Source organism: Mycetocola sp. TRD_SC_2 (genome assembly GCF_055361225.1).
The window spans coordinates 2,631,680-2,643,496 of sequence record NZ_CM143954.1; the positions used below are offsets into that span (position 1 = coordinate 2,631,680).

Here is an 11,817-nt window from a genome sequence, read left to right on the forward strand (position 1 = left end):
GGGCATCCGCACATCGTGCGCCCGGGTGATCCGGCGTCATCCTCCCGGGTGACGTTCGGTCAGACGGTGGTACGGCGGTGCAGGCGGATGCGCTGTTGGGTGAGCAGGATTCCCACAAACACGAGCACGGCGCCGAGCGGCTCGTGCCAGCTGAGCGATTCCTGCAACAGAAGAACCCCGAGGATTACACCGACGACTGGCGTGACGTAGGTGACCCCGCTCGTGGCCGTTGGGCCCCACGCGGTGAGCACGTTCATGTTCCAGATGTAGACGACACCGGTGCCGAGCACCCCGAGACCGACGAGGCTGAGTACCACCCACAGGTCGAGGGACACCGGATGCCACGCGACGATCGGTGTGAGGACCGCCATGATCGCGGCGGCGAGCCCGATGTACATGAATGCGGAGGTGATCGATGGGACCTTGTGCGGCGCGAGGAATTTGCGCAGGTAGCCGAGGGCGAAGCCGTAGCAGGTGACGGCTCCCAGGCAGGCGAGCTGACCGCGCCAATCGCCGAGGAGCGTGCCGACCTGCCAGGGAGCGACGATGACGAGCACCCCCACCATCCCGAGGAGCACGCCGAGGACCTGACCGAGGTTCAGTTTCTCGACCCGGAATGCGAGCGTCGCGAGGACCGCCGTCGTGATCGGGGTGACGGCATTGAGGATCGAGGCGAGGCTCGACGAGATGTATTGCTCCGCCCAGGCGAACAGGAGGTACGGCACGACGCAGAATGTGACGGCGATGACCGTGAAGTGGAACCAGATGATCGGCTTCCGCGGCAGGCGTGCCCTGGTCACGAGGGCGATGATGCCGAGGGTGAGCGCGCCGAGCATGATCCGGGTCCAGGCCACCTGCCCGAACGAGACACCGGTCAGCGCGACCTTCATGAAGAGAAAGCTGGATCCCCAGATCAGCCCCATACCGACGAACTGCAGAACGATTCGTGGCTGCGCTGCTGGCACAGGCGCGGTCGCAGGGCCGGTGCCGAGTCGGCCGGGAGTGGTGGATGTGGTCACTCAGTCAATCTAACGACCGCGGATGCCTCGTACTGGCGGATTCCGGCCACGTCACCACGAAATCCTGCCCTCGTTATTCGATTCGGAGCGTGACGGGTCCGTCGGTGCTCGCGAGCCGCTCCTCGAGCCCCGCACGGACGTCGGACCACTCCTCGACCAGAATCGAGAAGAGCGCGGTGGTGCGCCAGCTTCCGTCAGCCCGCCGCTTGTCTCGGCGAATGAGCCCCTCGAACGTTGCGCCGATCTTCGCGATCGCGGCACGGGACCGCGCATTGCGCTCATCGGCCTGCAACTTCACCCTCCCGAAACCGGAGTCGAAAGCGAGGCCAAGCAGGAGGAGTTTCGCTTCGGCATTCACCGCCGTTGCCCAGACGCGCGGGTCGTACGCTGTCCAGCCGATATGGGCGTGTTCGCTCGCTTCGTCGAAGTCACCGAGTGTCGATGTGCCCACGATGAGCCCGTCCGACTCGCCACCGACGAGCCGGATCGTAAAGGACTGGTTCGTTCCCCGGTTGTAATATCCGGCCGCGAACGAGGCAAACTGCTCGAGATCGTGCGGCAGGCCGGCCGGGCCACCGCCATAGCCGCCGGCGAAGACCTCAGGTTTCGCGATAGCGGCGAAGAGCCCCGGATAGTCGTCGACCGTCATCGGGTCGAGTCGCACGAATCGGCCGAGGAGTGGTGCTGGTTCCGGAATTGTCGCTGTCACTCAGCCAGTTTAGAGACGAGCGCGAACGAGGCAGGTCGGTGAACCGACCTCGACGGCGCCGATCTGCTTCGACGGAACACCTCGACCATCGAGGCGGAAGCTTGAGACGTGGCCGGATCTCTCGTTGGCGACGTGGAGGTACTCCCCCGACTCGACGTGGTGCCTCGGCCAGTTGCCGCCACTCTCGACATCGCCGACCGCGCGCAGCGTCGAGCCGTCGCCCGAAATCGCCAGGGTTGCGATCCGGTTGCTGCCGCGGATCGACACGTGCAACGAATCGCGCGTCGCCGCGAGGCTGATCTCCGAGGCGTTGTCACCCTCCTCGATCGAGTCGGCTGTCGCGAGAACGGATGCGACGACACGCCACTTGCCATCGTCGCTTCGTCCCAGCGTGAAGACCTCATTGGAGTATTCGGTCACGAGATGCACGTGGCCTGACGGGTGAGCCACGAGGTGGCGCGGCCCGACGCCGAACGGGAGGACGATCTCCTCGCTTGGCAGCAGGCGTGTGCCCACCCGTGCCCAAATCCGCACCGTGTCGTGTCCGAGATCAGTGGTCGCGACCCTGCCCTCGGGCAACACGAGCGACGCGTGCGCCCGCGACTGACGGTCGACGGCGGCGTCGCTGATCGCTTTGGCGAGCGCGAGTTCCGCGAACGGGTCGTCGCCGAAATCCACCGGCTCGTCAGATGCCGCCTTCGCGGCGAGAGGGTTCCCGTACGGGTCGTGCGAAGCATCCGCGACCACGCCGTCGGCGGCGAACGACCCGTTTGCCGCGAGAGCGAAGACGACGACACGACCGTCGCCGTAGCAACTCGCGATGAGCGCGGAGCCATCGGGGGTCACGGTGAGCTGGCACACCGATTCGCCCGCTTCGATCGGTTTGCCGAGAGGCACGAGCCCGAACTCACCGCGGCGGGCGAGAGCCTCGACGGTGCCAGAAGGTTCGAGCGCGGCGTAGACGACGGGAAGAGTGGGGTGGGTGGCGACGAACGATGGCGAATCCAGGGCAGACGACGACAACGGATGCAGCGTCCCGCGCTCTTCCTGGCGCAGAGCCGTGACCCCCGCCCCGCTTCCGCCGGCGTCGTCGGTGTACGAGCCGAGCCAGAACAGGGGGTGGGGAACGTCAAGCTGAGCCATGCTCTTCAGTCTGGCAGCAGTTTCTGCCAGCATGAAGCATGGGCACAGCCTCCAGTTTCTCTCGCGCAGCCGACGCTTTCGTCGACCTCGTCCGTGGCATCCGTTCTGACCAGTGGGATGCACCGGGTCTGGGCGAGTGGGATGTGCGCTCGCTCGTCGGGCATACGACCCGGGCGCTCATCACCGTTCGCGACTATCTCGAGCTCGACCCGGCGAACCAGGTCGACATGGAGACCGCCGGCGATTACTACGGGCAGATCTACCTCATCTATACGAATCCGCAGGCGATTGCCCAGCGCGGAATCGACGCCGGCATCGCGCTCGGCGACGACCCGGTCGGGCGGATCGAGGAGCTCAAGGCGCGGGCGCTCGAACTGATCCTCGCGCAGGAACCGTCGCGGCTGGTGTCGCTCGGGGGCATGGGGATCCCGCTCGACGAGTACCTGCGTACGCGGGTGTTCGAGCTGGTGGTTCACTCCATCGATATCGCGAGGGCAACCGGGCAGAAGCCCCTCCTCGACCCGGATCTCATCGAGGAGTCAGCGGCGCTCGCCGGCGGGATCGCTGCACGCAAGGGTGACGGTGAGCAGGTGCTGATGGCGCTGACCGGGCGCGAGACGCTGCCGGAGGGTTTCAGCGTCGTCTGAATCCGTCGAAATTACCTCTTGACCGCTGGCGGTCGAGGAGTACCGTCGAAGGATGAATTTCGTTGAGGCCGTCGGCCTCACAAAAACGTACACCCCCAAAGGCGCCGAGCCGGTCCACGCACTGGACGGGCTCGATCTCTCTGTGCCTCGCGGAACAATCACCGCGATTCTCGGGCCGAACGGGGCAGGCAAGACGACAGCGGTGAAGGTGCTGACGACGCTCATCATCCCCGACAGCGGCACTGCCACGATCGGGGGCATCGACGTCGTGAAGCGGCCGGATGACATCCGCCCGATCATAGGGGTGTCTGGCCAGTATGCCGCCGTGGATGAGAACCTCACGGGGTTCGAGAACCTCGACATGGTGGGCAGGCTCTACCACCTCGGCGCGAAAGCATCACGGGCCAGGGCGAAGGAACTCATCGAACTCTTCGATCTGACCGAAGCGATGAACCGGCCGGTGAAAGGATTCTCCGGCGGCATGCGGCGCAGGATCGACCTCGCCGGCGCGCTCGTCACCCAACCCGAGGTTCTCTTCCTCGACGAACCGACGACGGGACTCGATCCGCGATCCCGGCTCGGCATGTGGGACATCATCCGGTCGCTCGTGAGCCAGGGAACCACCGTGCTGCTCACGACCCAATACCTCGAGGAGGCCGACCAGCTCGCCGACGACATCAGTGTCATCGACGAGGGAAAGGTGATCGCGAGGGGAACGGCCGACGAGCTGAAGGCATCCGTCGGTGGGCAGCGCGTCGAGCTGAATCTCGTCACGCCGGACGATACCGCGGTGACGGTCGAGGTGCTGAGGCGCTTCGGGAACGCGGAACCGGCGGTGTCGAACGATTCCCGCACGGTGACGGTGAGTGTCTCGAGCGGACCTGAAGCACTGCAGCTCGTCCTGCGCGACCTGGAACAACGCAGTGTCGCCCTCTACGACGCCGGGATGCGGCGGCCGACGCTCGATGACGTCTTCCTCCGCCTGACCGGTCGCACCACCGAAGACGCCGACGTCGAGGAGTCGAAGGAGAAGGCACGATGACCGCTGCGACAGAGGTGAAACCGGATGCCGCAGCCAGGCCGGGTCCCGCCGCCCGCTGGTTCAACGATGGCTGGATCACTACCCGCAGGAATCTGATCAAGATCAAGCGGGTGCCGGACATCCTCGTCTTCACGACGCTTCAGCCGATAATGTTCGTCCTTCTCTTCACCTACGTCTACGCGGGTGTCATCGACATCCCTGGCAGCACCTACAACGAGTTCATCATGGCGGGCATCTTCGCCCAGACCGTGGTGTTCGGATCCACGTACTCCGGCTCAGCGATGGCACAGGATCTGAAGGACGGCATCATCGACCGGTTCCGGACGCTGCCGATGAGTCCGTCGGCCGTTCTGATCGGGCGGACGAACGGTGACCTCCTCATCAACAGCATCTCGATGGTTGTGATGATGGCGACGGGGTTCATCGTCGGCTGGCGGGTCCGGTCCAGCCTGCTCGAAGCGATTGCCGGCGTCGCGCTCCTCCTGCTCTTCGCCTACGCGCTGTCGTGGGTGATGGCGTTCCTCGGCATGACGGTGCGGAGCCCCGAGGTCATCAACAATGTGTCGTTCCTCATCCTGTTCCCGCTGACCTTCATCTCGAATGCGTTCGTCCCTGCAGAGACCCTCCCTACTCCGTTGCGCGTGTTCGCCGAATGGAACCCGGTGACCTCCCTCGTGCAGGCTGCCAGGGAGTTGTTCGGCAACGTTCCCGCCGGCACACCGATCGGCGACAGCTGGGTGCAGCAGAACCCGGCTTTGGCCGTACTGATCGGTGTTGCCGTGATTCTCGCGGTCTTCATTCCGCTCGCCATCCGTCGTTTCTCGCAGGTAACCTCGCGCTGATTGCGCCAATTCAACACGGCCCCCGAAGGGGTGTCAGAAATGTGTGCCAGAACTTAGGCGAAACTTGAGCATGGACGGCCTGCAAACCTGATTGTGGCGCTGCAGAATCTAACTAAGCGGCAACCCGAATGCCGCTCTACGGGCGGATGCCCGGTGATACGACTCAGGATTGGCAGACGTGGTGAATACCCCCCTCCTCACCACGACTCATCCTGACGACACCGGCCATCCGCCCCTTCTCGATCCTGCGGCCCTCGATGCGCTCCTCGACTCGCTGGAATCCGATGAGTCAGCGCTCGACGGTTTCGTCGCGAGGTTCATGGGACACTGGCCGGCGCGGCTGGAACGCGCAGAACTGAGCATCCGGTCGCTTGACACCGTTGCTGCCCACGACTGCGCACTGAGCATCAAGGTCGCCGCCCAGATGGTCGGCGCGATGAAGCTATCCGCTTACGGCGCCGCACTGGAATGCCTGGCCCGGACCGGTCGGCTGAGCGAAGCCGAACCGTTCCTGCCTGCGTTGCAGGCGGTCGGAGATGCGACGCTGCGCGAACTGGCGAGCCTCCGCAAGCTCGACCTCGCGGCCTGAGCAGGCGTTCTGCGGCAGAGAAGCCGGCGTTCAGTCCCGGTTCGGTGAGAGCCGGTAGCCGACGCCGCGAACAGTTTCGATCCAGCGCGGACGCTTCGGGTCGTCTGACAGCTTGCGCCGCAGGTTGGCGAAGTGAACTTCGATCGACCGTTCTTCGGATTCGCTGACGAAATCGTTGGCGACGTACGCTTCGTCGCGCAGTTCCCGCACGAGATCGGCCTTCGACCGCACGCGCCGTTTGCTGTGCAGCAGCGAACGCAGGAGGTCGAACTCGGTGCGGGTGAGTTCGAGCTCGTTGCCCTCTAGTTCGACCGTGCGGGTGTCTGCGTTGAGGCTCAGGCCGTTGTGGGTGTACACGAGCTCGTCATTGCTTGCGGGAGCTTCTGATGCTGGAACGGGGGCCGGGGTTTGCGTGACCGGAGCCGGAGCGGTGGCGGGTGCCGGAACATCTGTGTCGAACTGGCTCGCGGCGCGGGGGCGACGCAGCATCGCTTCGATGCGGGCGCGCAGTTCGCGGGGCCGGAATGGCTTGATGACGTAGTCGTCTGCGCCGGATTCGAGGCCGAACAAGAGGTCGGCTTCGTCGGATTGGGCGGTGAGCATGACGATGTAGCAGTCGGTGAAGAGGCGGATGCGGCGTGCCACTTCGAGTCCGTCGATATCGATGAGGCCGATGTCGAGTGTGACGACGGTTGGCTTCTTCTCGCGTACGAGCTCGACGCCTTCTGTGCCGCTCGCTGTCGATGTGACTTCGAAACCGGCCTGGCGCAGCACTGTTTCGACGAGACCTCGGATGTCGGCGTCGTCTTCGATGACGACGGCGGTGCGGCGGATGTCTTCTGCCATGTGTTGCGGTTCCCCCCGGAAGTGCTGTGCACTCCGTTGAGCGCCCCTCGATGATCCGACGGCATCGGACCACCAGTCACTCTAGTGGGGGTCTACCGCTTCGTCACGCCGATTGCGCATACCGATAAGAAGGAGTCCGATGCAGGTGACAACGGCCGCGCCGATGAGGATGTCACGAACCGATGCCCCGGTGGACGGCAGGGCAGGAAGGGCAGGGTCATCCGCTGTCGGAGTGTCGGAGCCGGGGAGGGGAGCCGGTGTCGGGTCGGAAGGAAGGGCCGGGTCAGCAGGGTCAGCAGGGTCTGTCGACGTGGGGATGTCGGCGGCAACGACCATGAGTGTCAGGTCGATGGACTGCTGCTGGGTGGCGTTGTTTGACTCGAAGGGCAGCTCGAAGGTGACATCAATGGGAACCATTGCGGCTGCGCTGCGGCCGAGGTCGAGCATGACGTCGCCTCGCACGAGCGTGGCTGCTGACGAGGAAAGTTCCACCCCGTTGCTGGCGACGGTGATGACAACGTCTTCTTCGACGGGCGTCGGAGCCGCTTTTCGATCGGACTGGTTGTCGCCGAGGGTGATGAGCAGGCTCGATTCGCCGCCGCCGGTGCGGTGGGCGATAACTGTTGTCGTGACCCGGTCGCCCGGGACCATCGTCCAGTCGCTGAACAGGGTGCCAACGGGTGAACCGTCCGGACGGGTGATGCTCAGCGACCGCTCTGTGGTGTCGGCGATGGCGTCGGAAGCTCGGGCCAGCGAAATCGAGCAGGCAAGTACGGTCGCGGCGAGGCCGGCACCGATCCGGGTGAAAAGGGTGTGGCTGCGCTTGGTCTGGTCGATGCTCCGAGCGCCCGAGTCTTCCGTCATCTCGGGCTACGCTGCCGCGATCTGAGTGAGGGCGTATGAAGCGACGATGGAGACCTGGCCACCCATGGTGGCGTTGCTGGCGTTTGCGGGAAGGGAAACTTCGAAGACCACCGGGATGGTTGCATCCATCGGACTGAGATTCACCGTGCGGCTTGCGTTCGGGGTTCCGCTCCCGTTGTCTCCGTAGATGCTCTTGACCGTGACCGAGATGGCCGAGGCAAGGGCATTGTCTGCGGGAACGTTGGACGTCGCTGTGAGCGTCGGCGTCACGGTGAGGGCTGCACGCATGTTCGCTCCGATGAGCCGGACGGGGACTGTGGCTGTTCCGGTGATGGTGTCACCTGGGACGAGAGGGGAGCCTGTGTAGGTCACTGCTGTCGTGCAGGTGGAGGCGCAATTGACGATCTTGGCAGCCGTGAGGTTGATTCCGGTGGCTGTGCCCAAGTCGAGGGATCCGGACTGGATCTGCTGGGCCGCGCTGGTCGAGGAGTCAGACCAGAAGGCAAGGGAGCCGGTTCCGCCGAGGATCAGGAGGGCGCCAAGTGCGGCTGCGGTAGCGGTGCCGAGAAGAGTGCGGGTTGACTTCTTCATGGTGGCTCCTTCCGTCCGTGCGCTGCTTGGCTGCTGGTGTTGCTGGTCGTTCTGGGGTACAGGTGGTGTTGATGGTGCGGCAGAAAAATGGGCCCTGCCGTGTCGGGTACACGACAGGGCCCGTGGGATCAGCTCGAAAGCTGGTCCCGCCTCCGCTGCAAGGTGAAGCTAGTTGGCGTTACGCGACCTGGCTGACGAGATACGTCAGTGAGAACTGGAGCGCCTTGGCCGAGACGGTGCCATCGGGGTTCGTCATGTTGACCTTGCCGGCGATCGTGGAAGGAAAGTCAACTGTGATGACAACCGGGACGGTGACGGCAGTGGTCGGCGCGACAGCCGGCGTCGTGAGCGTCTGGCTGGTGACGACGAGAGCGTCCACCGCTCCGAGCGTGTCGCCGACCTTGGTGGTCACGGTTACTCCGGTGAGGGATTCGGTGTTGGCACGAGTGACCTGGAGCTGCGCCTTGAGGTTCTTTCCGACGAGCTTGACCGGGACGTTGATGGTGGTCTGCACCCGGTCGCCGGGGACGATCTGGTCGACTGCGGCGCCGACGACGCCAGCTGCGCTTACGTACTTCCAGTCGCTGCCCGTGGTGGGCGAGACGTCGAGCGTTCCGGTCGAGATGATCTGCGCGGCGCTGGTGTCGGTGTCGGACCAGTAAGCGAGGGTGCCGGCTCCACCGAGGAGGAGTGCTGCTCCGACTGCTGCTGCGACTGCTGCTGCGGTGGTCTTCTTCATGTTGAACTTCTTCATGGTGTTTCCCTTGGGCTGGCAGCGGAGGAGCTGCGGTGATGTTCTCGCCTTGCGCTTCGAACAAGATTGATACTTCCGAATGAAACCCAAGATGCGACCAGCGAACCCGCAAGGTTGGGAAAATTCCGGGCCCTAGGCGAAAGACTTGCTCAAGATCGACGCAATTTCGCGCCGCTGCGCCGATGAGAGCGCGATCACGCAACGGACGGCATCCGCAATTGATGCCGAATTCGTGACCTTCAGGCTCTCCCACAGCAGAAACCGCAGGCGTACCATCTGCGCTGAGGGGGCTGAACCTTGAAGGAGGGGACCGCGATGAAGCGTTCCTTTGCATTACTCATCAGCATGCTGCTCGGCGCTGTGTTTCTTGCGTCGAGCGGCCCTGCTGCCGCCGCTGCTCCGTACTGCGGCATCACCTGGGGCTCGCTTGCCGAATCCCAGCGGATTGGCTCGTCAGGTGCCTATCCGACCGGACTCCGCGCCGGCCAACACGAATGCTTCGACCGCATGGTCATAGACATCAACGGAAAGGTCCGCGGATTCGATATTCGATACGTCAGCGCAGTCAAACAGGACGGTTCGGGAACCGTAGTGCCGCTGCGAGGCGCAGCCGACCTCCAGGTCATCGCTCTCATAGCGAACTACACCTCGACCGGTCAGCAGATCTGGCGACCAGGCAACCCGAACGAACTCGTCACCCTGACCGGGTTCTCGACGTTCCGCCAGGTTGCGTATGCGGGAAGTTTCGAAGGGCAAACAACCTTCGGGCTCGGAGTTCGCGCGCGTCTCCCGTTCCGCGCTTTCATCCTGGACGGGCCACTTCACACGAGCCGCCTGGTCATCGACGTCGCGCATCGGTGGTGATCGCTGGGGAGGATCTGGAGCTCCGGTCCTCCCCAGACACCAGTTCCTATTTCGGTTATTCGCAAGAGGTGTGACTCTCGAACAAATGTCGGTGGTCGGGTGTTTACTGGGGGCATGGAAAGCACCGACGCTGTCCCAGACGACTCCCCCGACGAGAGTCCCGACGAGCCCACGCTCGACATTCACATCGAGCCCGCCACGGCGGCAATCATCGCCGACACCTCCCTCGCCCTGCTCGGTGCCGTCTCCCAGATCGATCGCCTCGAGGCCCGCCAGTCGGCCTGGAAGGCGGCGTTCATCGACCAGGCCCGTCGCATCGCGCTCATGACCGAAGAGGCCGTGATCACTGTTGGCAAGAACTTCTCGCCCGCCCAACGTCAAGACCTCGCCCGCCGCACTTTCGTCTCGGAGGTTGCGTGCGAACTCCGGATCCCGGAGCGCAGTGCCGTCGCTCTGATCGACGAAAGCGAAGCCCTGATGCACCACCTGCCGCTCACTCTCGCCGCGCTCCGCGAGGGCGAGATCACGTATCGTCACGCCCAGTACCTCATCGACGAGACGGCAACCCTCGATCCGGATGCCACGGAGCAGCTCGAAGACAGTGCCCTCCCCTTCGCACGCAACCTGACGCCGGCTCGGTTCCGGCAGAAGGCACGAACCCTCCGTGAGAAGTTGCGGCCCGAGTCCGCCGTCGACCGACGGGAGAAGTGCTCGAGCGATCGCAAGGTCGAGTTCATCCCGGCGCGCGATGGCATGGCCTGGCTCAACCTCTACACAACAGCGCCGGTCGCCGGGGCGTTGTTCACAGCGATCCGAACCCAATCGGTCAGCCTCCGGAGCCGGGTGGAGTCGCGTACGCTCGGGCAGCTCCATGCCGATGTGTGCGCCGACGCTCTGTTCGATGGCTTGATCGACAAGAGAGGCGAGGCTGAACCGTCCGTCTCTCAGCCGACGACTGCCACACCGAGAACACCCGAACGACGCCAGAGGTATCGCCCGGCACAAAGCCGGGCTCAGAACCGGTAGCCCCCTTCCGCAAGATCAAGCCGAACGTCACGGTGACGGTGCCGATGCTCTCCCTCCTCGGGAAGAGCGACGAGCTGGCCGCCCTCGACGGATTCGGCCCCATCGACATCGAAACGGCGCGCGAGCTCGTTGGTCAGGGTCTAACGGGTTGATGGCTCTGAAGAGTCTTCCGAAGTTGCCTCAGCGGGAGCAGCATCCGTCGACCTTGGCTCAGCGGTAGCAACAGACTCAGCACCCTTGCCACGTTTCTTCCCTCGCACAGCAACAACGACGAGGGTCACAACGGCATAGCCGATCAGCCCAACCCCGAGGCCCTGGGCGACCCAGGTGCGAGTGTCACTCGTCACACCGTTGGTGACGAACCCGATCAGCGGGAGCCAGTACCAGGCCTTACCGCGAACCTGTTCCTCGCGCACCAGTTCGGGATCGGGATTCGGGTTCGCATCGCCCTGCGTTTCGAGCCGCACACCGTCGGGGGTGACGTTGACGCCGATCACCCGGTGCGTGACAACATCCGGCTCACCCGACCGGATCTGGTACGTGATCGCGTCGCCGACCCTGATGTTCTCGAAGTCGATCGGTTTCACCACGACGGTCGTACCCGGGGGCATCGTCGGCCGCATCGAGCCGGTCAGCACGGTGTACGGCGTCGACCCGGTCAACCGCGGGACCAGCACAAACCCGATGATCAGGGCGCCGCACACGATGAGGACGATCCAGCTGACACTCTGCAGCAGGACGCTCCCGATCCGGCGAATCGCAGAGGGTCGCTTCTCGGGTCGTTCGGTCTGCGTTGCGTGGGCAATTCGAGCCGCTCGCCGAGTGGCGACAGCGTTACCCTTCTCCGGGCTACCTGTTCCCTCGCCCAGCGGCTCCGCCAC

Annotated in this window: 14 protein-coding genes; 6 read left to right on the forward strand and 8 right to left on the reverse strand. The window is 64.4% G+C overall.

The window, feature by feature from the left end; all coding sequences use genetic code 11:
• Positions 1-59: 59 nt before the first annotated feature.
• The 3 genes from ACWA1Q_RS12580 to ACWA1Q_RS12590 all read right to left on the reverse strand — a co-directional run bounded on the left by ACWA1Q_RS12580 (position 60) and on the right by ACWA1Q_RS12590 (position 2,871).
• Positions 60-923 (reverse strand): DMT family transporter, encoded by an 864-nt coding sequence (locus ACWA1Q_RS12580; RefSeq protein ID WP_463760864.1) that lies wholly within the window; start codon positions 921-923, stop codon positions 60-62.
• Between the two features lie 169 nt (positions 924-1,092).
• A complete protein-coding gene (locus ACWA1Q_RS12585; protein ID WP_463757786.1) occupies positions 1,093-1,728 on the reverse strand; it encodes a GNAT family N-acetyltransferase in 636 nt (211 codons plus the stop codon).
• 9 nt (positions 1,729-1,737) lie between these two features.
• A complete protein-coding gene (locus ACWA1Q_RS12590) occupies positions 1,738-2,871 on the reverse strand; it encodes a lactonase family protein (protein WP_463757787.1) in 1,134 nt (377 codons plus the stop codon).
• A gap of 38 nt (positions 2,872-2,909) precedes the next feature.
• On the opposite strand from ACWA1Q_RS12590, the gene ACWA1Q_RS12595 reads away from it, so the two are divergent.
• The 4 genes from ACWA1Q_RS12595 to ACWA1Q_RS12610 all read left to right on the forward strand — a co-directional run bounded on the left by ACWA1Q_RS12595 (position 2,910) and on the right by ACWA1Q_RS12610 (position 5,991).
• Entirely contained in the window at positions 2,910-3,518 is a 609-nt protein-coding gene (locus tag ACWA1Q_RS12595) for a maleylpyruvate isomerase family mycothiol-dependent enzyme (protein WP_463757790.1), read from the forward strand.
• Between the two features lie 52 nt (positions 3,519-3,570).
• Positions 3,571-4,560 carry an ATP-binding cassette domain-containing protein gene (locus ACWA1Q_RS12600; RefSeq protein WP_463757791.1) on the forward strand — a complete coding sequence of 330 codons (990 nt, stop codon included), beginning with the start codon at positions 3,571-3,573 and terminating at the stop codon, positions 4,558-4,560.
• A complete protein-coding gene (locus ACWA1Q_RS12605) occupies positions 4,557-5,402 on the forward strand; it encodes an ABC transporter permease (protein ID WP_463757793.1) in 846 nt (281 codons plus the stop codon). The genes ACWA1Q_RS12600 and ACWA1Q_RS12605 overlap by 4 nt, the downstream gene beginning before the upstream one ends.
• A 178-nt stretch (positions 5,403-5,580) precedes the next feature.
• On the forward strand, positions 5,581-5,991 hold the full coding sequence (locus tag ACWA1Q_RS12610; protein WP_463757795.1) for a hypothetical protein: 411 nt from the start codon (positions 5,581-5,583) through the stop codon (positions 5,989-5,991).
• A gap of 30 nt (positions 5,992-6,021) precedes the next feature.
• Here the strand turns inward: ACWA1Q_RS12610 and ACWA1Q_RS12615 are convergent, their stop codons facing one another.
• From ACWA1Q_RS12615 to ACWA1Q_RS12630, 4 genes are all read right to left on the reverse strand, one after another.
• Positions 6,022-6,837: a response regulator transcription factor gene (locus ACWA1Q_RS12615; protein WP_463757796.1), complete on the reverse strand. Its 816-nt coding sequence runs from the start codon at positions 6,835-6,837 to the stop codon at positions 6,022-6,024.
• Positions 6,838-6,918: 81 nt separating this feature from the next.
• Complete coding sequence (locus ACWA1Q_RS12620) at positions 6,919-7,701, reverse strand: hypothetical protein (protein WP_463757799.1); 783 nt, start codon at positions 7,699-7,701, stop codon at positions 6,919-6,921.
• 6 nt (positions 7,702-7,707) lie between these two features.
• Entirely contained in the window at positions 7,708-8,292 is a 585-nt protein-coding gene (locus ACWA1Q_RS12625) for an alternate-type signal peptide domain-containing protein (protein ID WP_463757801.1), read from the reverse strand.
• A 178-nt stretch (positions 8,293-8,470) separates the two neighbouring features.
• Positions 8,471-9,046: an alternate-type signal peptide domain-containing protein gene (locus tag ACWA1Q_RS12630; RefSeq protein WP_463757802.1), complete on the reverse strand. Its 576-nt coding sequence runs from the start codon at positions 9,044-9,046 to the stop codon at positions 8,471-8,473.
• Positions 9,047-9,361: 315 nt separating this feature from the next.
• Between ACWA1Q_RS12630 and ACWA1Q_RS12635 the strand changes: the two genes are divergently transcribed.
• Positions 9,362-9,910, forward strand: coding sequence for an AMIN-like domain-containing (lipo)protein (locus tag ACWA1Q_RS12635; protein ID WP_463757804.1), 549 nt, complete (start codon positions 9,362-9,364; stop codon positions 9,908-9,910).
• Positions 9,911-10,024: 114 nt separating this feature from the next.
• Positions 10,025-10,936: a DUF222 domain-containing protein gene (locus ACWA1Q_RS12640; protein WP_463757806.1), complete on the forward strand. Its 912-nt coding sequence runs from the start codon at positions 10,025-10,027 to the stop codon at positions 10,934-10,936.
• A 140-nt stretch (positions 10,937-11,076) separates the two neighbouring features.
• Here ACWA1Q_RS12640 and ACWA1Q_RS12645 read toward each other — a convergent pair whose 3' ends face one another.
• Entirely contained in the window at positions 11,077-11,817 is a 741-nt protein-coding gene (locus tag ACWA1Q_RS12645; protein WP_463757808.1) for a signal peptidase I, read from the reverse strand.

Excerpts from the sequence above, each read along its gene's own strand:
- ACWA1Q_RS12580 (WP_463760864.1), bottom strand. The coding sequence starts at position 923 with ATGGGGCTGATCTGGGGATCCAGCTTTCTCTTCATGAAGGTCGCGCTG.
- ACWA1Q_RS12590 (WP_463757787.1), bottom strand. The coding sequence starts at position 2,871 with ATGGCTCAGCTTGACGTTCCCCACCCCCTGTTCTGGCTCGGCTCGTAC.
- ACWA1Q_RS12595 (WP_463757790.1), top strand. The coding sequence starts at position 2,910 with ATGGGCACAGCCTCCAGTTTCTCTCGCGCAGCCGACGCTTTCGTCGAC.
- ACWA1Q_RS12600 (WP_463757791.1), top strand. The coding sequence starts at position 3,571 with ATGAATTTCGTTGAGGCCGTCGGCCTCACAAAAACGTACACCCCCAAA.
- ACWA1Q_RS12605 (WP_463757793.1), top strand. The coding sequence starts at position 4,557 with ATGACCGCTGCGACAGAGGTGAAACCGGATGCCGCAGCCAGGCCGGGT.
- ACWA1Q_RS12615 (WP_463757796.1), bottom strand. The coding sequence starts at position 6,837 with ATGGCAGAAGACATCCGCCGCACCGCCGTCGTCATCGAAGACGACGCC.
- ACWA1Q_RS12620 (WP_463757799.1), bottom strand. The coding sequence starts at position 7,701 with ATGACGGAAGACTCGGGCGCTCGGAGCATCGACCAGACCAAGCGCAGC.
- ACWA1Q_RS12625 (WP_463757801.1), bottom strand. The coding sequence starts at position 8,292 with ATGAAGAAGTCAACCCGCACTCTTCTCGGCACCGCTACCGCAGCCGCA.
- ACWA1Q_RS12630 (WP_463757802.1), bottom strand. The coding sequence starts at position 9,046 with ATGAAGAAGTTCAACATGAAGAAGACCACCGCAGCAGCAGTCGCAGCA.
- ACWA1Q_RS12635 (WP_463757804.1), top strand. The coding sequence starts at position 9,362 with ATGAAGCGTTCCTTTGCATTACTCATCAGCATGCTGCTCGGCGCTGTG.
- ACWA1Q_RS12640 (WP_463757806.1), top strand. The coding sequence starts at position 10,025 with ATGGAAAGCACCGACGCTGTCCCAGACGACTCCCCCGACGAGAGTCCC.